Origin of the sequence: Psychromonas saccharinae, from assembly GCF_051201515.1 — a bacterium.
GTDB lineage: Bacteria > Pseudomonadota > Gammaproteobacteria > Enterobacterales > Psychromonadaceae > Psychromonas.
On record NZ_CP195153.1, the window covers coordinates 2,151,741 to 2,175,757 of the forward strand.

The 24,017-nt window shown below is 36.7% G+C and carries 17 protein-coding genes; 12 read left to right on the forward strand and 5 right to left on the reverse strand.

All coding sequences use genetic code 11. The annotated features are described in order from the left end of the window. Nucleotide 1 precedes the first annotated feature (1 nt). Together ACR30L_RS09525 and ACR30L_RS09530 are read right to left on the reverse strand one after the other, a co-directional pair. Complete coding sequence (locus ACR30L_RS09525; protein ID WP_435237775.1) at nt 2–472, reverse strand: arsenate reductase ArsC; 471 nt, start codon at nt 470–472, stop codon at nt 2–4. Between the two features lie 22 nt (nt 473–494). Next, nucleotides 495–830, reverse strand: a complete 336-nt coding sequence (locus tag ACR30L_RS09530) for a metalloregulator ArsR/SmtB family transcription factor (protein ID WP_435237776.1) — start codon at nt 828–830, stop codon at nt 495–497. A 412-nt stretch (nt 831–1,242) separates the two neighbouring features. On the opposite strand from ACR30L_RS09530, the gene ACR30L_RS09535 reads away from it, so the two are divergent. Further along, nucleotides 1,243–5,007, forward strand: coding sequence for a DUF3857 domain-containing protein (locus tag ACR30L_RS09535; RefSeq protein WP_435237777.1), 3,765 nt, complete (start codon nt 1,243–1,245; stop codon nt 5,005–5,007). Here ACR30L_RS09535 and ACR30L_RS09540 read toward each other — a convergent pair. Continuing rightward, on the reverse strand, nt 5,004–5,807 hold the full coding sequence (locus ACR30L_RS09540) for a sulfite exporter TauE/SafE family protein (protein WP_435237778.1): 804 nt from the start codon (nt 5,805–5,807) through the stop codon (nt 5,004–5,006). The genes ACR30L_RS09535 and ACR30L_RS09540 overlap by 4 nt on opposite strands. 421 nt (nt 5,808–6,228) lie before the next feature. Between ACR30L_RS09540 and ACR30L_RS09545 the strand changes: the two genes are divergently transcribed. Further along, nucleotides 6,229–7,542: an Hsp70 family protein gene (locus ACR30L_RS09545; RefSeq protein WP_435237779.1), complete on the forward strand. Its 1,314-nt coding sequence runs from the start codon at nt 6,229–6,231 to the stop codon at nt 7,540–7,542. Nucleotides 7,543–7,599: 57 nt separating this feature from the next. Here the strand turns inward: ACR30L_RS09545 and ACR30L_RS09550 are convergent, their stop codons facing one another. Together ACR30L_RS09550 and ACR30L_RS09555 are read right to left on the reverse strand one after the other, a co-directional pair. Next, entirely contained in the window at nt 7,600–8,112 is a 513-nt protein-coding gene (locus ACR30L_RS09550; RefSeq protein ID WP_435237780.1) for an OmpA family protein, read from the reverse strand. Between the two features lie 29 nt (nt 8,113–8,141). Beyond that, nucleotides 8,142–10,148: a serine/threonine-protein kinase gene (locus ACR30L_RS09555; RefSeq protein WP_435237781.1), complete on the reverse strand. Its 2,007-nt coding sequence runs from the start codon at nt 10,146–10,148 to the stop codon at nt 8,142–8,144. A gap of 513 nt (nt 10,149–10,661) precedes the next feature. Here ACR30L_RS09555 and tagH point away from each other — a divergent pair. From tagH to tssC, 10 genes are all read left to right on the forward strand, one after another. Next, nucleotides 10,662–12,257, forward strand: a complete 1,596-nt coding sequence (tagH, locus tag ACR30L_RS09560; RefSeq protein WP_435237782.1) for a type VI secretion system-associated FHA domain protein TagH — start codon at nt 10,662–10,664, stop codon at nt 12,255–12,257. A 25-nt stretch (nt 12,258–12,282) separates the two neighbouring features. Continuing rightward, nucleotides 12,283–12,774: a type VI secretion system lipoprotein TssJ gene (gene tssJ, locus ACR30L_RS09565; RefSeq protein ID WP_435237783.1), complete on the forward strand. Its 492-nt coding sequence runs from the start codon at nt 12,283–12,285 to the stop codon at nt 12,772–12,774. Between the two features lie 26 nt (nt 12,775–12,800). Further along, nucleotides 12,801–14,129 carry a type VI secretion system baseplate subunit TssK gene (tssK, locus tag ACR30L_RS09570; protein WP_435237784.1) on the forward strand — a complete coding sequence of 443 codons (1,329 nt, stop codon included), beginning with the start codon at nt 12,801–12,803 and terminating at the stop codon, nt 14,127–14,129. Between the two features lie 100 nt (nt 14,130–14,229). Further along, nucleotides 14,230–15,537: a type VI secretion system protein TssL, long form gene (tssL, locus tag ACR30L_RS09575; protein ID WP_435237785.1), complete on the forward strand. Its 1,308-nt coding sequence runs from the start codon at nt 14,230–14,232 to the stop codon at nt 15,535–15,537. A 22-nt stretch (nt 15,538–15,559) separates the two neighbouring features. Continuing rightward, entirely contained in the window at nt 15,560–19,123 is a 3,564-nt protein-coding gene (gene tssM, locus ACR30L_RS09580) for a type VI secretion system membrane subunit TssM (RefSeq protein ID WP_435237786.1), read from the forward strand. Further along, on the forward strand, nt 19,105–19,818 hold the full coding sequence (gene tagF, locus ACR30L_RS09585) for a type VI secretion system-associated protein TagF (protein WP_435237787.1): 714 nt from the start codon (nt 19,105–19,107) through the stop codon (nt 19,816–19,818). Before tssM ends, tagF begins: the two co-directional genes overlap by 19 nt. A gap of 8 nt (nt 19,819–19,826) precedes the next feature. Next, nucleotides 19,827–20,609 carry a PP2C family protein-serine/threonine phosphatase gene (locus ACR30L_RS09590; protein WP_435237788.1) on the forward strand — a complete coding sequence of 261 codons (783 nt, stop codon included), beginning with the start codon at nt 19,827–19,829 and terminating at the stop codon, nt 20,607–20,609. A 191-nt stretch (nt 20,610–20,800) separates the two neighbouring features. Further along, a complete protein-coding gene (gene tssA / locus ACR30L_RS09595; RefSeq protein ID WP_435237789.1) occupies nt 20,801–21,910 on the forward strand; it encodes a type VI secretion system protein TssA in 1,110 nt (369 codons plus the stop codon). A gap of 44 nt (nt 21,911–21,954) precedes the next feature. Then, nucleotides 21,955–22,458: a type VI secretion system contractile sheath small subunit gene (tssB, locus tag ACR30L_RS09600; RefSeq protein ID WP_435237790.1), complete on the forward strand. Its 504-nt coding sequence runs from the start codon at nt 21,955–21,957 to the stop codon at nt 22,456–22,458. Next, the gene (gene tssC, locus ACR30L_RS09605; protein WP_435237791.1) at nt 22,455–23,945 is read left to right on the forward strand and encodes a type VI secretion system contractile sheath large subunit; all 1,491 of its coding nucleotides are present in this window, start codon (nt 22,455–22,457) and stop codon (nt 23,943–23,945) included. The genes tssB and tssC overlap by 4 nt, the downstream gene beginning before the upstream one ends. Nucleotides 23,946–24,017 lie beyond the last annotated feature (72 nt).

A 24,017-nucleotide genomic window follows, 5' to 3' on the forward strand; every position in this document is an offset into this window, starting at 1 on the left:
TTTATTCCTCGATTAAATTATTCAGTGCAGCCTGACGTTGCTCTTTTGTCATCGGCGCAAGGTTTAAGGCTAATAGTGCTTTAATGCGCTTCTCGATAGTGTCGATAACGGCATAGAAAGCATCGCGAATTTCGTCTTCACTGCCGGTAAGTTTGGATGGATCAGGCAGTCCCCAATGTACTTTTACCGTGTTACCAAACCACACAGGACAGGCTTCATTGGCTGCGTTATCACAAACTGTGACGACTATATCGGGTTGGTCTGCTTCAAAATCGTCCCAGGATTGACTTTGTAGCCCCGCAATTGAAATACCTTTTTCTGCTAAGTATTTTAACGAAAGAGGGTGCACTTCACCGGTAGGTTGGCTACCAGCACTAAAGGCTTGTAATACACCATTCGATAAATGGTTGGTAATGGCTTCGCTTAAAATGCTACGACAACGATTATGAGTACAGATATATAATATTTTCATAGTTAAGGCCTAATGAGTTGAGTTAACAGCAATTGGGGCGATTTTGCATCGCGTTTAATTTGTTTTGGTATTCAGTGATCAGCGGTTGATTAGTTTGGGCTGTGGCTAATAAAACATCTTTTGCCCAATGAGGAAGTTGTACTGAAATAGAATAGTAAACCCAGTGACCACGTCTTGCATCGTCGAGAATGCCACAGTTACGAAGTTGCGCAAGGTGACGTGATATTTTAGGTTGGCTTAGTGCTAATGCTTCCATTAATTCACACACACAAAGCTCACCTTCCTGCATGATAAGAAGCGTTGAACTGAGGCGAGTTTCATCGGATAAGCATTTAAATAGTTGAACGGGTTCTAGCATAAATAGACTTCTTTGTTATAACGGTTAAACATGTAAAGCATGTAAAGCATAATCATATCTGATTAGGATAGAGGTCATCTTTTGGTGTTGTTAAAACTTAAAACATACCAATATATGAATATCCATATGTTTGCATATTGTAATAGGTATCGTCAAGTGAGAGTTGCTTTATTCTATGTCTAATTTGGAGACTTAAATGTAATGTCATAGAAACAAATAGAGTGGATTGATTATTAAATGAATCATTATTTATGATTTTTTATCAAATGATAATATATTATCGAAGTAATTTATTTAGATTGAAAATCAATCACTAAATTCAGTTTTTAATCTTAGCTTAAGATAGTTATAATGTTTTTTTGATATTCAAGTTACATGGATATTGTACCGCTAATCACTAAAATGGATTCTTATGATTACGTCTATATTAACACCATTCCTTTTATTACTTTCATCAATCCTGTTTGCATTACATGCCATTAAACGATGCTTTAATGGCATTCTTTCAAGATTTACATTTATATTACTAAGCCTTGCAATGCTGTGTTTCAGTGCGAATACGATGGCGTCGAAATACAATATCGATGTGCGTGGGAAAACCTATACATTTGAGCCATTGAATTTTGAATATACCGTACCAAACGATAAATATATTGCACTAAATGAAAAGCTGATTAATCCAGGTTCTTCCTTATTTCTGATGCGAAGTAAGCCAAAGGTTTATTTTACTATTATTGCTGAAATTCAAGAAAATATAGATTCCATCGCATCATTAGAAGATTTTGTTATTGCCAATTTGACCAGTGTGGCCGATGACGTTTCTGTTGTGAGTTCACAGGAACACGCTGTCAACGGATTAATTGGACGTTTTGTGGTGATTGATGCGGTTGTTTCAAAGCAGCATTTCCACTACGGATATTGGTTATATGCGCATAACGGATTTGTTTACCAAGTGATTGCATGGGGAAGTCAGCGTGATGCTCACTTGGTAAATAAACAATTTAAACGTTTATATAATGGTTTTCGAATGATCCAGCCAAACCGTGTTGGGTTTTCATCAAATAGAGAGCCACTAGGGACGGTAAGTAATAAGTTTTTAACCATCAATGCAGATAATTCACCTTGGGCTAAATGGGATGATTATGCAGAAAGTTATCCTAATGCAATCCTAGGTGGTGAAGTGCTTAATAAAAGCTATTTTAATATTATTCCTTTTTGCCATATGGGTAATAGACCCCATGATATTGCTGTTAATTACGCGTTGCTTAATCAGCAAGGCATTGACTATCCCGCTGATATCGAAAAAAAAATTGAGACGAAGGTTGATGGGTTAGATAGTACGCTTTATATCCATAATTGGGCCGATAAAGATTATAATTATCAAGGACGTTTTGTTGTTACGAAAGGTGATACCTGTGATTTTCTGACTGCATTTTGGACCGTCAATGATGAAAATTTAGCTGATAAGTCTTTAAATGGGTTATTAGAAAGCATTCATTTTAAAGCCCCTAAACAAAAACAATTTGATCCGATTGATGTTAAAAATAGTGCATCATTATTTAATCTTGCCGGTGTCTATTATTACAATGCAAAAAATTATATTGATGCCACGAAATTCTTTAAAATTGCTATTCAGAATGATAAAACGAGCCCGTTATTCACCAATAATCTTTTTGATTCCTTTAACCGACTGAATGATTTCACTGGAGCAAAACAATTTATTGAATCTAATGCAGATCAGTTGACGCTCGATGCTGATAATTACAGTTGGTTCGGTTGGGTGTATAAAAATTTAGATGAGAATCAACGGGCAATAAAATATTATAAAATGGCTGTTAGCCAAGGTTTACGTAACAATGAAGATATCCTGATGTATGTGGATGTTTTGATCGATGAGCAACGCTTTAGTGAAGCGGATGAGATAATTGCACAGTATGCAACGGATATAAATAACCCTGATATTGTCATTAAACGATCTGAAATTAAACGCAATTTAAAAGATTATGAAGGTGCGTTGAATTTAATCAATACAGCGCAAAAGGGCATACCGCTTAATACAGAATTCGTATTTGAAAAAATCTATATAGCGAAAGACAAAGGCGACTACCAAGCTGCTATTGGCTTTGCCGATAGTTTGCTTGATGCGGGCCATGCTTCTGCTGGTGCGTATTACCAAAAAGGAGAAGCACAATATGCAATGCATTGGTATGCGCAGGCTAAAAAATCCTTCGAGAGTGCACTCGTCTTGGCGCCGAATAATGAATATGTACTTGGGTATATAAAAGAAGTTTCTGCGATGCTAGGACAAGGGGAGTCAACTTCGATTGCGAAGGAAATTTTGCCGGTAGACTATCCAATATTGACGCAGGATCAAGTTGTTAATGAAACTGATTTTAGTGATTTTAATTCATATTTGATTAATAAACTAACGGCGATTGAATTTACGATAGGTAAACCACTTAAAACAACCAAGAGTCGTACAATTAAACTGTTAACGGATCAAGCAGTATCCCAATACAGCACAATTGAAATCGGATTTGATGCTTTATATGAATCTATTTATTTCAATGAGGTTGTTGTGTTAAATGATAAAGGCGACATTGTTAATCAAATAGATCGGAATGATTTTTATGTTACGGATAATAATGAAGATGATAATTTAAATAAAATTGTACACATTCCTGTTGCCAATTTATCTAAAGGTACATCGATTCGATTTACCTACACAAAACAAACGTTATCTAATGTTACTACTTTTCCGTTTACTGCTTTAAACCATTCATCGGGCATCCCTGTTGTCAACTCTACTATTTATGTCACTGGCGATATTGATCAGTTAACCCATAAAGCATTTTTTACTAGTGAGGCGAAGGAGCAAGGTGATCGGCTTACATGGACCGCACACTTTCCCGTGGTTTATTACGATCAACCTATGTCGACGAATCCAAGAGATTACCTTGCTGCAGTTGTTATTAATGCAAAAAATACAAATTGGCAGGATTTAAGCGATGACTATTTATCACAAATTGATACTCAGCTAGTTGTATCTGAAAAAGTAAAAAATCTTGCCTTTGAGTTAACTAAAAACAGTCCTACGCGCGAAGGTAAAATTAAGAATATTATTGATTATTTACAACAGAATATTACCTATAAAGCGATTGAATTTGGGATCAGAGGGCGCATGCCTAATAGAGGAGAGAAAACCATTGAGTTGCGATATGGCGATTGTAAAGATCATGCAGTTTTATTGGCTGATTTATTGAACGCAATTAATATTAACGCAAATATCGTCCTTGCTAATTTATCGACGGAAGTATTGCCGTTATACCCCAGTTTGGATCAGTTTAACCACATGATTGTTTATCTGCCCGATACGCAAGGTGGCATATATATCGATGCGACCGATAAAGATATGGATCTTATCGGTAAAGCACCGGCTGGGCTAGCGGGAGAAAATGTACTTATTCTTAAACCTCAGGCATCAAATATTAAACAGATAGAAGATTATCGTTCCGAAGATAATTTAATAATGAATAATCGTAATGTACAAATAGATAATCAAAAGCGTGTATTAGTGACTGAACATCTTGAAATGAGGGGGTATTTGGGTAGTCAAATGCGCCACTATTTTAAAAATATCTCTCCGGGAGAACGCTTTAATTGGGCAAAAAGTTTTCTTAGTCAACGTAATCGCGATGTTAATTTATTGTCGATAGATATTGAGCATTTAACGGATAATAGTTTTCCAATTTCTATCAATACACGTTATCAATTAAGTAACTCATACTTAGAAAATGGCGATGTATTATTTAAAGATCCCGCTATTTGGGAATACTATTATTTATTACCGAATGCTGTGGTTGAGCGAAAGGTCGACTTTCAAATAACATTTCCGGTGATTTATAAAAGTACAGTTAATATTCATTTTACGGATAACTATACGGCCAGTAATGTAATTGCGGATATTCAACATGATGACCGCCTTTTTCTAACATCGAAATTAGAAGTCGTAACAAATAAAAACACCATTACTAAATATTTTGAATGGGTAGATAAACCAGGTTCATTTGATAAAAGCGAATATAAAAATTATCGTGATTCAATTGAAAAGTCTATTCAACAATTAACCCAATTTATCACCTTTAAAAAAGTGGAACCTGTAAGCGAAAAACGTTAAATAAAAGAACTTAGCATCTTGATACTGAGTGCGATTAACAGAAACGCAAAAATACGTTTTGTAATGTTAATTGGTAAAACATGGGTTAATTTAACACCTAATGGTGCAGTGAAATAACTACAACATGCAATAATTAAAAAAGCAGGTAAGTAGATATAACCAAAGGTAAATTGACTCATGTCTGTATGTGACCAACCATTAACAATATAACCGAGCGTACCACTGACGGCAATCGGGAAACCGACTGCTGCACTCGTTCCAATGGCTTTTTTAATATCGACATTTTGCCAAATTAAGTAGGGCACCGTTAAAGAGCCGCCACCAATTGATACTAAAGCTGAAATGGCACCAATAATCGAACCTGCACCAAATTGCCCTGATGCTGCAATTAATGTTCGACTTGGTTTTGGCTTTTTGTTTAAAAACATTTGCAGAGAAACATAGGCCATAAATACAGAGAAGAAGATGGCTAAATAAAAAGAGCTTAATACCGACGCTAAAAAGGTACCCAAAAATGTACCGAGTAAAATACCTGGCGCCATCATTTTAACCACATTCCATAGTACGCCTTCACGTTTATGATGTGCGCGTAAACTGGCAAAAGAAGTAACGATAATTGTGGCCATTGATGTGCCTAAGGCCATATGTACGACTTCACTTTCAGGCATTCCTTGCATTATAAAAATAGTTGTTAACGAAGGTACAATGATGCCGCCGCCACCAACCCCCAATAATCCTGCGGCGACACCGACAACGGAACCTAAAGCAATAAAAAGTAATAGGGTCTCAAGGTTTAGCATTTTCTCTCCTTTTCATCATGTATTTTAATGTTTGTATTAAACCAATTGAAATAATGAGCTGATCTATCGAAAACTGAGAGCACCTATTCAATACAACTGATATTAGTAATTAATGTTAATGAGGATAAACAATTTATCTATATGATATGACTTAATAATTAATTTACTAGGTATTTGTATCGCGATATTAACTTAACTGTTTTTTCCAGGCTTATGTAGCTGATTAAGCTTATTTCAACGTTTTGATTTACTCCGTTAACACATCAATTTTATGTCGAAAACTTTTCTTCGATTAGTTTGCTGATTTTTGCATCTTGAATGGTAATAGGTATAAATCTCAGTGGGTTCACTGTATCATGTCGGCTTTTATTTTTACTAGGTTACATGTTTGTTATGTTGTCTATTTTGTTTAGGAAGTGTCATGATATCTGATTTTATTGGTATTGATTTTGGAACAAGTAACTGCGCCGTTGCGGCATGGGTTGATAATAAACCGACGTTAATCGTTGTCGATGAAAATAGCGAAAACCCGTATAAAATTCGTTCTGCAATTTATCTGACTAACGATGAATCTGGCACGGTCAGTAATAATGCACAGGACAATCAACAAACCCTAACTGAAATGTTGACCTCGGGTGAAATCTTATTTGGTGAGCAAGGGTTTAATGCCTTTTTATTGACGCCCGATGAAGGCCGTTATGTAAACAGCCCAAAGAACTTTTTAGGTGCAAAAATTCCAAAGCGATTGCTCGATAACTTTGAAATTTTGGTCATTAGGTTTTTATCTTATTTGAAACACTGCGCTGAGAAACAGCTCAATAAAACAATCACTAAAGCGGTGATTGCACGACCTGTTAATTATCATTCAACCATGGGAGAGTTAGGTAATCAACAAGCTGAAGCACTAATGCTACGTGCTGCTCATAAAGTTGGGTTTGAAGCCGTAGAATTTATTCATGAACCGCTCGCAGCTGCTTATCACTTCGAACAGAGCATTACCCAATCAACTAAGGCAATGATTGTCGATTTAGGAGGTGGTACATCGGATGTGACATTTTGTTCATTGAGTAAAGATAAAGCCGATAAACTTGATCGTGAAGAAGATATCTTTTCAACGCAGGGGATTAGGCAAGGCGGAATTATGAGTGATAAGGATCTTGCAAATGGTCTTGTTTCACCGTTGTTTGGCCGTGGTGGGAGAACCGCCGATGATCGTGCCTTACCTAATATGTTATTTTTTGGCGCATATTCCATTGATAATATGCCCGACATGACAAACTTTTATACGCCACAACGTGCCAAGTTAATAACCGACTATATTATTGAAAGCGCTGATCCGATTCCATTGATGCGTTTACAACGCGTGCAAAAAAATCGGCTGACACATCAATTGATGCATGCGATTGAATTAGCAAAAATTAACCTCAGTGATTCGCAGCAAACTTGTTTAGATCTGTGTTTTGTTGAAAAGAACCTTTCTATTTCAATGACTCGAGATCAAGTATCAGAAACGATGACACAGTGGCTTAGTAAAATGTTTACGATGATCGATGGGGCAATTAAAGAAGGTAATCAACAACCAGAAATTATCTATTTAACCGGTGGAATGGGGTTATCACCATTGGTACAGCAAGCACTGAGTGAACGTTATCCTGATGTTGAAATGAATGTAGCAGATGCATTTAGTTCTGTCGTATTAGGGGCATTGCTGAAGGCAAAAAGACTGTATTCATAATATAAAATTTAAACAGTATTTCACTTTTATTAAGTGAAATACTGTATCCCCAACGCCTTATTTAAGCGTTAAAGTAACACGACGGCTTGCTGAGTCATTATTTTTATCTTTAACAACTTTTGCACTTTGTACTAGTGTTATTTTTTCTTCACCAACACCCGCAGCAACTAGTTCATTATTCACTGATTGTGCACGACGAAGTGCTAATTTTTGATTGTATGATTGACTACCAATACCATCTGTATAACCTTGAATTTCAAGTGTTAATGGGTATTGATCCATTACATTTTCAATACAAGTTAATTGTTGTTTTGGCACCTCAATTGGCTTATCCATATTAAAATCAAAATAACGTGGTGTGAAGCCTGTCAGTAAATTATTTTCTAATACGATATAAGGCGTACACTCATTCAAAATTTCAATACTTGGAACCGATGTTAGGTTCGTTTGAAAAACCGTAGTAGTAGGTGCTTCTATAACTGCTTCTTGTACTTCAGTGACTTCAGTTGTAGAAGTACATGCACTTACTAATACTACACTTGATACAAGTGCTGCGATTTTAAATTTCATTAAATTTTCCTTTTTTATGATGATGGGGCCTAATTGTTACTTGAAACGGCTACTGTATCTAGATCTTCTAAATCCTTCAACAGTACATTGCCTCTTTTCACTAAAATTTTTGCACGAGCAAAAGATCGAATTTCCATTAGCTTATTCGCATAGGTGAATAAGTAACTCGCTTCTTGTTTCTGTAAAGCGACTAATGGGGTGAAGTTTTTAGGGAATTTTTTTGCAAAATTAGCAATCTCGCTATCGATTTCCATAAACGTATTATAATTCTGGGCAACAGAAAGTTTTTGTTCTAATTTATCAATATCTTGTTTATAAAACGTTGCAGCTGCACTATACGGGAAAATCGCATTACCAGGGGATTTTTTGCGGTAAGCTTCATAGGCAGTTAATTGATTAACAGCGGAGGCCATTTCTTTGCTCTTTGCAATAATATCCTCTGCACCTTTATAATTATAAAAAACCAAATCACCGACTTTAATTAATGAGTTAAGTTCTTGATAATCTTTTTTAGCCAATGCCTTGTTAAAGTTCTTTTCAAACAGTTTAAATGCATCACTGGTTGCTACATATTGCTCTTCAGGTACGACAATTGATAAGTCCTTTAATAAACTCTCAATACTATCGTCTCCCGTTTCATCGTAACGGCCTTGTTGTAATAGCTGGTCCAGCTTTTCAATTAGTGCCGTAACAATCGTCGCTCTAGCGGTAACTTGTTCCGTTTGCAATTTTTGTAAACGTAATGAATCAGGGTAATAGTTATTTGCTTCAGCAATTAACGCATTCACAGCGGCATAATCTTTATATTTTCCATCACCAACCGTGGGCGCATTTTTTATTTTATCATCAAAAATATCGATGATGTCTTGCTGGTGTTGTCTTAGTAATGATTGTGCTGCAAATGCATTATCTGTTGAAATTTGATCTATATTTTGCAGTAATTCTGATGCTGATAATGTTTCGTAGTTTTCAATTTTTTCGATATGTTGATCGCTTTTATCTAAACGCTGTGTTAATGCATTTATTTGCATATGTTGTTGATAATAAGTATTACCTGCGAACCCACAAATAGCGAGGATCGCAACGGATGCTGCAATTTTCGGGAATAAACGGGTAGACAGTGAAGCGATTAATTCATCTACATTATCAACACGATCAATTTTCTTCAGCGCTAAGCCTTTTTTAAGAGCAAACCAGTGATTTAGACTGATATTTTTCGGTTTAGGCGATTTACCCTTAGTTAAGTCAACTTTATTGGCGGCAACACGATTATAAGGATGCTTACTGGTTAATAATTCGTAAATGATACAAGAAAAAGCAAAAATATCATCCTGAGGGCAGGGAACGCCGCCATTTAATTGCTCTAAACTGGCATAGGCAGGTGTATGGCCATTTAACGCAGTACTTGTTGATTTGTTCTGAATAGCATATTCATCTTCATTGATTTGCAAAGAACGTGCGACACCAAAATCGAAAATTTTGATTTGGCCTTTGCGCGTTAAAAAGATGTTGGACGGTTTTAGATCCGTATGAACCAAGCCATTTTCATGTGCGTAACTGAGTGCGGCGCCAATTTGACTAAAAATGCCCTGGGTTTTTTGAAAAGAAATACCAATAGGTTTAGAGCTGCTAATAATTTGATCTAGCGATTCACCATCCAACCATTCCATTACCATAAAGTAGTATTGGCCATCAGAATTTACATCGTAGACCCTAATAATATTTGGATGAGAGAGTTTTTGTGTTTGTAAGGCTTCGTTAATTAGAATCTGTTGCGCATCTTCCATACTGGCAAACTGTGTTTGTAATATTTTGATCGCGACATAGGGCTCTTCAATACCGGCATTTTTTAAATGTAAATCAATTGCACGGTAGACATCACTCATTCCGCCAGTGCCAATTTTGCTTTCAATTAAATAGCGTTCGTTAAAACACTTTCCTATTAATTTTTCTTGAGCAATATGGTCATTTGTATTATCGATTTTTTTTGAAATTATTGTTTTGTCTTCATCTAATAAAGTTTGCGTATTTTCCATAATATTTTTTCGGTATCCATTTTATTAATAGTATTAATATTGGAGCAACTGTATCGACCTGTTTGCAATATCAAGATGTGATTATGTAAATATGAGGTCATTTAATTACAGTAATTTAAATTGTTTTATTTCTATATTTTGTCTGAAAAAACCTGTTGTTGCTACGTAATAAGATTAGTTATTGATTTTTTAATGCTGACAATAAATCAAATAATTATTTAATACATTCTACGGTTAAAATAAAAATCAGATAAATGATACATTATATGCGAGTCAATTAAATCAATCTATCAAAAAATATCATTATATTCGCCCACAAATTGGGTGTTTTTTAATATAAATGTGATATCACAGGAAAACTTGTAAGTTTTTTATCTATAAGGAGTCTTTTCCGTTTTTATATAATAATTATGATTTACACTCGGTAAAAAATACTTATAATCTTTCGAGTTATATTTATCAAATTTTAAATCTATTTATTTACAAATAGTTCATTGAGGTTAAAATTTTTACATGGCAGTTAATTTTAAAATTACAAGTTATCATCGTTTATCCCCCGAGCAAGTTACTGAATTTTCCGTTGAAACGAGTGCTGTTTTTGGGCGTTCTAATGGAGCCGATTGGTGTTTACCCGATCCAGAAAAAGTCGTTTCAGGTTCTCATGTGCGAATAGATAAGGAAGGTGACGATTTTTACCTCTATGATATTTCAACAAATGGCGTGTTTATTAATCGGAGTGTTGAGCCTTTAGGCGATAGTGGCAGCCACAAACTCTGTCACGACGATTTGTTATCTATTGGTGATTATGAAATAACCGTTGAGTTATTAGACGCCGAAGCGCTTTTACCCGAGTCAGATTCCACTGAAACGTTGTTAGATGAAGAAACGCCCGTTCAACCGCATATTGATATTGAGCCGATGGAGTTTCTGGCTGAAGATTTATTAGGTTCTGACAAATCTGAATCAGCACTCAGTGTGAGTACTGATCTGAATGATTCATTTGTTGCGCCCAAATCAGAATCTTCAATTTCTATACCAGAGGAATGGGATTTTAGTTCACTGGTTGACGAACCCATCGAAGAAGATCTTAATTCGATTCAGCCAGAGAGTGAAACCGTAGAAGAGTCTATAGATATTCCAGAACAAACTGAAAAGCCAGAAGTGCTACCTGAAGGGATTGAAGACGTCTTAGCTTTGCCTGAAGAAGCGGTAGAAGCATTGATTATTCCCGAAGAAATTGAAGAAGACTTATTGGCGGAAGAAGAGGTGGTTGTTGCCGAGGAAATCGCAACAGAAAAAGCAGTGCCAAAACAAGCACCTCAACCGAAAGTAATCCCAGTTGCCGAGAAGGTGATACCAAAAGTAGAAAAAGTTGTCGCTGAACCCGTGAAAAAAACTGTCACACCACGTGTTAGTCACACCCATTCGAATGTGTCAACGAGTCAAGTTAAACCGCAACCAATTGAACGTCCACAGGTGACAAAACCAATAAAACCCGCACCTGCATATACCAATACAACAACCAGTTCAGGTGCAGAGTTGGATATGTTTTTGGAAGGCTTGGGGCTTTCTCCTAATTTGAGAAAAGAGTCAATGTCAGCCGAGACTTATTATGAGCTTGGTCAGTCAATGAATTTAATGTTTATGGGGTTAATTAAATTATTACGAAATCGTGCCTTGCTTAAAAGTGAATTTAAAATTAATCAAACTACATTTCAGCAGAAAGAAAATAATCCACTTAAATTTTCAGCAACAATCGATGATGTATTTAATAACTTATATCTGCATGGCAGTAGTAGCTTTTTATCATCCGATAAAGCGATAAAAGAAGCATTTTCCGATACAGAAAAGCATGATAAAGCCTTATCTGCAGGTACATTAGGGGCCTTGCTTGGCGTATTAGATCAACTATCTCCTGAAAAAATACAAGAAAATAATACCCAGGAACATTATTTCGATAAATTAATTTCTTCGAATAAACACGCAAGAAACTGGGATTTATTTATTCAGTTACATGACGATTTAAAAAATGATATCTCAACACATGGAAGTGGTGCGTTAACAGACGAATTTGTTAAAGCATATGACGAAAAAATTAAATCTTTATAACATCGATATAATGAAAGGGCATGACATGAATTTATTCAAAAAATACATTAGAAGGCTAGTCATATTAAGTGGGGTATTATTCTTATCCGCTTGTTCTAGTTCAAATATATTTACGGCGGCTGCAAATGTACTGGTTACCCCATCAACGGATTTAAATTTTACCGTTGCTAAGGATGTCAATCCTGATTTGTCAGGAAGACCATCACCTGTTTTTGTGACAATTTTTGAATTATCTTCTCGTACTATTTTTGATAATCAAGATTTTTTCTCTCTATATGAAAATGCTGAAATCATTTTAGGTCCTGATCTCCTTAATAAGCAAGAAGTTGAACTTCAACCAGAGCAAGAGTTGACGCAAAAATTAAACCTTGATGAAAACGCTAACTATGTTGGAATTTTAGTGGCTTATCGTGACGTTGATAATTCTCGTTGGCGTGGTGTTGCTGAAGTTTCTCCGACGAGTTATGACGATATCGACGTTAATATCGAAAAATTAGCTGTTTACATTAAAGAATAACCGACCGTAGATTTGATAGGTAAAATATGAGTGATATAAATTCAATAGTCTGGTCGGAAGGTATGTTCTTGCGACCACAACACTTTCAACAACAAGAACGTTATTTAGCGTTTCAAAGCGCATTTACGAGCAAAACAACGCAACCCTATCGTTGGGGTGTGTTTGATTTAGAAATCGATAAAAATTTACTGCCACTCGGTCAGTTTGGTTTAAATCGTTTACAGTGTATTTTTCAGGATAATACCATTGCATTTCTTCCTGAACATGCGCCACTGCCGAATTCAATCAGTTTACCGGAAGGCACGCTTGATCAATTAGTGTATTTAGCGCTGCCCGTAAGTAAAACAACCAGTCTTAATATTTCAGATATCTCTGATACTAATATCACGCGCTACAAATACCACGATCAAAATATTATCGATACCAGTGTGGGTAGTGATGCGATCGAAACGGTACAGGTTGGACAACTGAATTGCCAAATCAAACTTCAAAATGAAGATCGTTCAGGTTATATCTCCTTTCCTATAGCAAGAATTATCGAAGTAACAGAAGAAGGGGTGGTTCACTTAGATGAAAAATTTATTCCACCTTGTTTCAGTATTGAGCATATTGATATTTTATGTCATGTAATTCAAGAAGTCTCTGGCATGATTAAACAACGTGCCGATGTGATTGCAGGGCGATTAAAGCAAGGTCATGGTGCATCAAGTTCTATTGCAGACTTCCTTATGTTGCAATTACTTAATAAATATCAACCTATCTTCGAACACTTTAACAGTATTACTGGCATTCATCCTGAAGAATTATATCGAACATTAATTGGGTTTGCGGGTGAAATGTCGACCTTTACCAGTCATGAGAAACGACCTAAAAAGATGCCTGCTTATAAACATGATGAATTAACGGCTATTTTTAATTTTATTATGTCGTTGATTAATCATGGTCTAAGTAGTGTGTTAGAGCAAACTGCTATTCAGTTACCGCTCAAAGAGCGTCAATTTGGTATTCATGTCGCGCCATTAAATGATAAGAAATTATTACAACGTGCCGATTTGATTTTAGCTGTAAAAGCCGATGTGGCGAATGAAGAAATTCGTAAATACTTACCATCACAAATTAAAATTGGTTCCGTTGATACGATTAGAGATCTTGTTAATAATCAGTTGACCGGTATTAGTTTAAATAACTTGCCCGTTGCACCTCGTCAAGTGCCATACCATTCAGGTTATCATTATTTCCAACTCGATAAATCTAGTATTCATTGGACCAAACTCCAATCAAGCGCGGGTATCGCATTACATTTTTCAGGTAATTACCCTGGACTGGAGCTTGAACTCTGGGCTGTTAATAGCTAATTAATTAAGAATGAATAGATAACGCAGTCGCTGTAAAGGTTGGCTGCGTTTGTGTTGATACCCTATTGTGTGAATAACGTGTTTATCAAGGAATGAAAACGTGAATGATAAAACCATTGTAAAGCCGACTCCAGGACGGCGTAATGCACCCGGTGCTGCAAATAACCCGAATGCACAATCACCCGCAGGTGGTGATGATGAAGACAAAACGGTTATTTTTAAAAATGCCAATTTCAGACCAACCAATGCACCTGTATTAACTATTTCTGCTAATCCTGTTGTTGATTGTGCAGGTCATCTTCTTTCGCTGTGTTGTCAATTACGGATCATTGAAGGTCATAACGATATTCGTGGTTTACGAATGCAATGTATTGATCTTATCAAAAGCTATGAACAAGAATTACGTGTCGAAAAAATAGATCCAGAAACCATTGAATCATCTCGTTATTGTATATGTTGTTTTATCGATGAAACCGTGTTGAATACCCCTTGGGGAGAAAATAGTGGTTGGGCGTCGGAAAGTTTACTGTCAACCTTTCATAACGAAACCTTTGGTGGTGAATATTTCTATACGCTGCTTGATGATGCCCTACAACATAAACAAACTAAGTATCAACTGATTGAATTGATGTATTTGTGTTTGTCTTTAGGTTTTGTTGGAAAATTGAAATTTGAAGAAAAAGGGGACACGAAACTAGAAGATTACCGTGAATCTGCCTATCAAGCTGTCAAAAATAATAAAGCTGAAAGCCAACGTGAACTTTCACCTGGTTGGAAGGATAAAATTGCGAAGGGCACGGAATTACAGCAATCGTTTCCTGTGTGGGTCGCCGTGACCGTATTTAGTGTCATTATGCTATTTGTTTATATGTCCTTTAGTTACAAAATTAATGAATACTCCGCATCGGTTTACGATCAACTGACCCAACTTGTTCCGCAAACACAAGCTCAGTCACTTGAAGAAGAAAAAGTGAATGAAGATTTTTTACTTTTAAAGCAACAGCTTCAAACGGAAATTCAACGAAATCTAGTAACGGTGACACAGCTTGAAGATCGTATCCGAATTTCTATTAATGCAAGCCATCTTTTTGCTTCTGGCAGTGCAGAGCCACGTGCTGAATTTGATGTTGTGTTAAGTAAAATAGCGCGAACAATGGAAAGTACCAATGGCAAAATTTTGATTACCGGTCATACAGACGATCAAAAAATAGCCACGACACGTTTCCCTTCAAATTGGCATTTATCGCTTGCCCGTGCGACATCGATTGCAAATGTATTGGCTAAAAATGCGTCCTTAAGCGGGCGATTATGGCCTGAAGGAAGAGGTGCAGATGAACCGCTTGTTCCAAATGATAGCAATGAAAACCGCGCTATCAACCGAAGAATTGAAATCGATTTGTTACATTAATTGAGCAAACAAGGACTGTCTCGTGTCATTTAAATCCGTATTTAAAAAAACTATTTCGAAACTCAAATCCAAAGTTGTGATCACAACAATTGGGTTGATTTGTTTAGCGTTACTTATTTGGTTCGGTGGCCCACTTATTGCAATTGCAGGTCATGAACCTTTGTTATCCACGACTTCGCGTTTGGCAACATTATTAGTCATTGCTGTGTGTTGGGGGGGATTTCACTTTATCAAACGCTTTAAGGATAATAAGCATAACGAAAAACTTGTGAACACCATGATCAATGGTGACGAACAACAACAGAATCGCAATGACGATGCGGTAAAAAAAGAAATTGATAAATTACAACAACGTATGGTTCAAGCACATGATATTTTGAAACATGCAAAATTTGTTAATAATAAAAGCCTATACGAATTACCTTGGTATATCATGATTGGCCCGCCGGGTTCTGGTAAAACAACGGCTATTCAACACTCCGGATTAGAATACCCATTAAAAGAAAAAATGGGTGTTGATATGATTCAAGGTGTTGGTGGAACACGAAATTGTGATTGGTGGTTTACCAATAAAGCGGTGTTAATTGATACGGCAGGGCGTTATACCACCCATGATAGTAATAAAAAGCAAGATTCACGTGCTTGGCAGGGATTCCTTGGATTACTAAAAAAACACCGTCCAGTGCGTCCGATAAATGGCATTATTATTAGCATGGGGTTAAGCGATTTATTAAGTCAAACAAAAACAGAGCGTAACTTGCATGCTCGTGCTATTAAACAGCGTTTACAGGAATTACAGAATCAACTGGGCATGACCTTTCCGGTTTATGTTTTGCTATCAAAATGTGATCTGATTGCGGGGTTCTCTGAATTCTTTGATTATTTAGATAAAGAAGATTGCGATCAAATTTGGGGCGTGACGTTTCCACTCGCCGTTGAAAACGACGAAAGTATTGTCAGTCAATTCAACAAACAATTCCATGCACTATTATCTAACTTAAATGACAAAGTTAATTCGCGCTTAAAAAATGAAAGAAATATCGAACGTCGTCGTGTTATATATGAATTTCCAAAACAATTACGTTTATTACAAAGTGCAGCGGATGATTTCCTAAAAGAGATATTTTCACCTAACTCCTATGAAATGGCGCCTATGCTTCGTGGTGTGTACTTAACCAGTGCGACGCAGGAAGGTATGCCAATTGATAAATTATCATCGGAGCTATTATCGTCAAATCGTACTGCGGTTGCGGCCGATCATAACGCCCCAACACGTAGCTACTTTATTAAACATTTGTTAGAAGATGTTATTTTTCCAGAAAAAGACTTAGCAACGACAAACAAGCATCATGATAAGCAACATTCAATTCTAAGTCGTTCTGTTATGATTATTGCTTCGTTAGTCACAATAGGTTGTTCTGCTGCATGGTGGCAGAGTTATAACTGGAATCGAGATCTCGTCGATAACACTCAAACTGCATTAGCAAAATACAGTGAAATTTCACCGCAGGATTTACAAGATCAAGATGGTATTATTAAAATTAATAATTCATTGAGTGTATTGAGTCATTTACCCGTTGGTTTTGCCAATGAACCGACTAGTGATGAAAAACATACTTGGGGACTTTACCAAGGCGATAAACTCAAAGAGCCCGCCGTTGAAGCCTACAAGCGTGCATTAAAAGCCTACTACGCACCGTATTTATCGACTATTCTGATTCACGAAATGTCGGTTAATAATAAGAATTTAAATTATTTATATTTAACCCTGAAAACCTACCTTATGCTTTATCAGCCAGAGCATTATGCGGCCGAAGATGTTAAAGCCTGGTTTTCTGTTTATTTCGATAGAAAATTATTAGGTGATGTTAATGAAAATGTACGTGCAGAATTAAATCAACATCTTGCCACAATGCTTGAACTCGGTATTCGTGGTCAGGATGTAGATAAACAAGTGATTCGAGATTCGCGTGAAAAATTGAGTCAATTAACCTTAGTTGAACGTGCTTACCAACGACTTAAATCCGATTATATTCCTAGTAATATTCCTGATTTTAAACTCGGTAATATTATTAGCTTAGATGGATTAAGTGCATTCCGTTATTTAAGCGGTAAAAATATATATGAAACGATTCCTGGGCTATATACCTTTAATGGCTTTCATGGCATTTTCAATATAGAGAAGAAACGCATCGTTAAAAGTTTAGTCGAAGATAGCTGGGTTTATGGCGAAGACCAAAATACCCTAAATTCCCTAAATGAAGAGCAAATCACCAAACAATTAGAGAATAAATATTATCAAGATTATATTTTCTATTGGAGAAATTTCATCGATGACTTGGTGCTACAACCTTTCAATAATGATGCCGATGCTTATCAAATTATACATGAGGTATCTAACGCCGAATCACCCTTTAAAAATATCATTCTTGCGGTAATAAAGAATGTTAAATTAACTGAAGTGCCTGTTTCTAAAAATACAAAAGCTGCACTTGGGGCTGCTGCAAATGCTTCAGAGCAGTTACTTAATGCTAAAAAATCGAGAATTACTCGCTTATTACCAAGAGATAAGCTTGATCTTGAAGTTAATTTACCTGGTAAAGAAGTTGAGTTAGCCTTTTCTGATCTGCTTAATCTTAATATTGATACGATTGATAAAGCACAAGAAACTTTAGTTAAGTTAGACCGTGCCATTGGTAAGAAACAATTATCTAGAACACGTTCATACGGATTTAGTGAAGATGAGCTAGAAATTGATTATGCCAATATCGGACGTGATTTAAATGATCAAGTGACCGAAGTTCCTGACTCTATAAGAGGCTGGTACGACAGTATTTTGACTTGGTTAGGTCGTAAAGTAGTTGTTGAAAAACAAATTCGTCTATCCGATGCGAAAAAAGATCTAAACTCACTTTGGAAGACTGAAGTATTGTCACAATGTAAATCTTCAATCCTAGGGCGCTATCCATTTAAAACAAACACAACCGATGTGGTTAGCATGAAAGACTTTAATCAATTCTTTGGTTATGGCGGAACATTAGATACCTTCTTTAACGAGAATTTGAAAGACTTTGTGAATACGAAAAAGAATCCATGGGTATTTTCTGAAAATATAGGGTTGAATGCCGAGGTATTAAAAGTATTCCAAAGTGGTACTACCATTCGTCGTACTTTCTTTGAAAACGGATCGCGATCCGCCCAAATCTATTTTGGACTTAAACCTTTATATTTAGATAGACATATTAGTCATTTCAAATTGAGTATAAATGGTCAAGAACTTAATTACAGACATGATCCTATTCGGACCACACAATTTAGTTGGCCTGGAACCGGGGCACCTGAAACACGTATTGTGTTCACCTTACCTAACGGTGGCCGTTCGATCACAAAACAATTTGTTGGTGATTGGTCATTATTCAGGTTCTTAGATTATCTCGCAACCAAACGTCCTGCGACGAAACAAGATAATGAACTGAATATTTCATTCGGCAACGGTACCGCAAAAGTGCTATTAAGCCCTGGAAGTTCAAACAACCCATTCTGGAAACGAAATTTAGTGAGGTTTACATGTCCGAGCCAGTTGTAGATCTAAGTACGGGTTACTGCGGAAAAATTCCCTCAAGGGGGGATTTTATTCAAAGTGACTTTGATTTTGAATTTTTAAGTATTTGGAATGAGTGGCTACAAGCTGTTATTGCCGTGAGCAAAGAACAACTCGAACAAAACTGGTTAGATTGTTATCTAACCAGTCCCGTTTGGCATTTCTCATTATCTCCTGGTGTCTGTGGAGATGCTGCTTTTCTTGGTACATTAATTCCAAGTGTCGATAAAGTGAATCGTTATTTTCCGTTTACTTTAGTGACAAAACACAATCTGACCGCAGTGCAAGCCTGGCATGAGAATGAATGGGATGTGCAGTTCGAAGATAAGATTTTACAAGTGTTGGAAGATGAGTTGGATATTGATCAATGGTTTAGTGATTTATCAGCATTAGTTGAATTAAAAGACACTAATCGCATTTCGATTTCTAATATTGAGTCATCGGACAATATTAAGAAAGGGTGGGTTATTCAAGGAGAGCTTGGTCCGAATTTAGTGCAGTTAATTCATCAACAGTACAATTTACATTTCGGTAATTATACCCTTTGGTGGACAACCGGTTCTGATTTAGTTACCCCTTGTTTCATCGTCGCAGATGGTTTACCACCGGTTTCTCAATTTGTTTCCATGTTAGATGGGCAATGGGAAAAGCGAGATTGGAATATTAGCCAAATAGGCTAGGGAAAAATATGTTACAAACAAGTCATGCACAGAGTCATCGAGGCACCGTGCGAAAAATTAATGAAGATGCGTTTCTGGAACTGCCACATAAAGGTGTGTGGGTTGTTGCAGATGGCATGGGCGGACACAGTGCAGGTGATGTTGCCAGTCAACTTATTATTGATACGATTCAGCGGGTTGTTGAATCGACTGAGTTGGAAAATCTAAGCTGCGATATGTTAGTAAATGCATTGCAAACCGCGAATAAAGAATTGCTTCAGATTAGTAAAAATCAACTTGAAGGCAAACTTGCCGGGAGTACTGTTGTTATTCTTTTTATTCATCAAGCGCGTTGTTTTCTACTTTGGGCTGGTGACAGTCGGGCTTATCTTTTACGTGATCACATTTTATCTCAAGTAACAAAAGATCACAGTCAAGTGAATGATATGGTCGATGAGGGCGTATTAAGTATAGAAGAAGCTGAACACCATCCACTTGCAAATGTTATTACACGTGCTGTCGGTGTAGACAAAAAACTCGATGTAGAAATAAAAGAAGTCTATTTAAAGTCAAATGATGTCTTTTTACTTTGCAGTGATGGTTTAAATAAAGAAGTGAGTGATTCTGAAATTCAACATATGTTGCAGTCGGGCTCCATTATCGATTCTGGAATGGCATTGTTACATGCCTGTTTAGTCCGTAATGCACGTGATAATGTTACGTGTGTTTTAATAAAAAATGAGCAAGAACAATTACTTATTCCAGAATTGGATGATGATATTACAATCCCATTTTTTAGAACATCCTATTAATAGCTTAATACGATAAAGATGGTATTAAGCTTTTGTGATTTAAACGACACCTAATTAATCTTAGCATTGACATGTTTGTTTGTTTTAGATTATATTTCAGTGTATTTTTATGTTATATTTTTGTGTGACTTTTTAATGAATTTTTTAAGTGGCTTTATGGAACAAGGTCGCCACTTAGTTATGGAAGAACTATGAGTTTATTTGATTTTACAGTTGAGCAACTGTGCCTACCTATATCAGAAGAATCTCCAACTGGCACAGATCCGCGCTCTGATATTTCTCCCACTTCGACTTATTATCTCCTAAAAGATGTACGTAATAATGCGCGTGCTAGCGAACGCAAGGCATTGATAGATGAAGAAAGTATTTCATCTGTTGCGATGGAATGGCAACCTATATTAGATCAATTGCCAACGACACTATGTGAAGAAACTAAAGATCTCGAATTTACCGCTTGGTATATTGAAGCACTTTGTAGAAAGTTTGGGTTCAAAGGGTTAGCCTTTGGTTTTGATTTGGCGAAAAATCTCATTGATTTGTTTTGGAATGATCTCTATCCCACGCCCGATGATGGTGATTTGCAGGGGCGAATTGCGCCTTTGATTGGTTTAAATGGTATTGATGGACCAGGGGCGTTGGTTGCCCCCATTAAATCAATTTCAATAACCGATGGCGTAGAAGTGTTTTCTACGTGGCAATATGAGCAAGCCTGTGAAATACAACGCTTAGACTCGGATAAACAACAGAAAAAAATATCGGCTGGTGCAATTTCACTTGAGCAAGTTGAACAAAGTATTAAAGAAAGTACTGACGCCTTTTATATTGAGTTACATGCAGATGTTGAAGCAGCTTTAACGGGGTTCTTAGCGTTATCTGCTGCGATGGATAATGCCATGTTAGGCGACCCACAACCGACTAGCTATGTGCGTAAGGCATTAGAGTCTTGTCTGCATGCGGTTAATCACATTGCCAAAGATATTTTAATTAACAATCAGCCAATTGAAGAAGAAATACAAGAAAATATTCCTGAAGATGTTGAACAGGAAGTGAATCAATTACCTGAGTCTGCTTTGCAGGCACAAATAGAAACACGCGAACAAGCATTACGTAAGCTGAATGAAATTGCTGGTTTTTTTAGAAAAACCGAGCCGCATTCGCCTATGTCTTATGCCATCGAACAGGTTGTTCGTTGGAGCGAATTGAGTTTACCTGAGTTGCTTCAGGAACTTATTGTAGATGGAGATGCTCGTAATGGTTTCTTCAAATTATCGGGTATAAAAACTGAAGAGTCATCTAAATAATTAGTTTATTTAAATGACTAATTTTCAAATTAAAGGAGTTTAACTTGAGCATACACAGTAAATTAAATCGTGTGAGAAAACCACGTGTACATATTACCTATGACGTTGAAACCGAAGGGGCTGCAGTAAAAAAAGAGCTTCCTTTTGTTATCGGTGTAACCGGTGATTTCTCTGGTCATAATACACAGGACTTAAAACCGCTTAAAGATCGTCGTTTTATCCAAATTGACCGTGATAACTACAACGATATTTTAAAACGTATGAACCCTAAATTAGATATCAAAGTGGATAACACATTATCCGATGATGATTCTGAAATTGCGGTTAGTTTATCATTTAAGTCATTAGATGATTTCGAACCTGCTGCGATTGTTAATCAAGTTGAACCATTAAAACAACTAATGGAAACGCGTAATAAATTACGTGACTTGATGACGAAAGTAGATCGCTCAGAAGATCTTGAAAATATTCTCGAAGAAGTGCTTAACAACACGGCAAGCTTAGATAAGTTAGCAACTGAGCTTAAACTAGAAGGAAATCAAGAATGAGTGCAGAAAAGCAAATTTTAGAAAATGCAGAAACAGAAACGGCTAGTCTTTCTATTTTAGAACAAGCCATTGGTGCGACGAAACAGACTGAAGATTCTCGATCTGAAGAATTGATCCGTTCCCTAACTGAAGAAGCACTTAAAGGTACTGTTAAGTGGAATAAAAATTTAACCGTGACCTTCAGAGAAGCAATTGCCGCGTTGGATATGACTATTTCTAAACAACTTTCTGTGATCATGCATAATAAAGAATTACAGAAATTAGAAGGCAGTTGGCGTGGTGTTCATCATATGGTGAATAACTGTGAAACCAGCAAAACCTTAAAAATTCGTATTATGAGTTTAAGCAAAGCTGAGTTACATAAAGATTTGAGTAAAGCGGTTGAGTTTGACCAAAGCCAAACCTTCAAAAAAATCTACGAAGCTGAATTTGGTACACCAGGCGGCGAACCTTACGGTGCATTAGTGGGCGATTATGAATTTACTAATCACCCTGCAGATATTGAAACATTATCACTCATGTCGAATGTAGCAGCTGCAGGTTTTTGTCCATTTATTTCTGCATCAGCACCTTCATTATTTGGTTTTGAGAACTGGTCTGAATTATCTAAACCACGTGATTTAGAAAAAGTATTTGAATCACTTGAGTACACAAAATGGAATTCATTCCGTGAAAGTGATGATTCTCGTTTTGTTACTTTAACTATGCCTCGTGTATTAGCACGTTTACCTTACGGTGAAGCGACTAAACCAGTAGAAGAATTTAGTTACGAAGAATTTACCTTAGATGATAAAGGTGTGCGTTCTGCAACGACTTCTTCCGATGAATACTGTTGGATGAATGCGGCATACCCAATGGCAACGAATATGGCAAAAGCGTTTGCTAAGTATGGTTTCTGTACTGCCATTCGTGGAGCTGAAGGCGGCGGTAAAGTGGAAGGCTTACCGACCCATATCTTTACCAGCGACGATGGCGATCCAGATATCAAATGCCCAACTGAAATTGGTATTACAGACCGTCGTGAAGCCGAACTTAGTAAATTAGGTTTCTTACCACTATGTCATTACAAAAACACTGACTTTGCCGTGTTCTTTGGTGGCCAAACCTGTCAACAACCTAGAATCTATGATAATCCGGATGCAACTGCCAATGCTGCAATCTCTGCGCGTCTGCCTTACATGATGGCTACATCTCGTTTCGCTCATTACTTAAAAGTGATGGCACGGGATAAAATTGGTGCATTTATGGAAGCGGAAGATGTTGAATCTTGGTTAAACCGTTGGATCTTATCTTACGTGAATGCAGCGGAAGGGGGTGGCCAAGAAATTCGAGCTAAGTACCCACTTGCTGATGCAAAAGTAAAAGTGAAAGAAGTACCTGGACAACCTGGTGTTTACAATGCAATCGCTTGGTTAAAACCTTGGCTACAAATGGAAGAACTAACCTCGTCTCTACGATTAGTTGCTAAAATCCCATCCATTGGCTAGTTAAGTAAGCGAAAACCTTCTACGACATTGTTTTAGAAGGTAATTACCTGCAGACTTTACTTTCATAGTTGA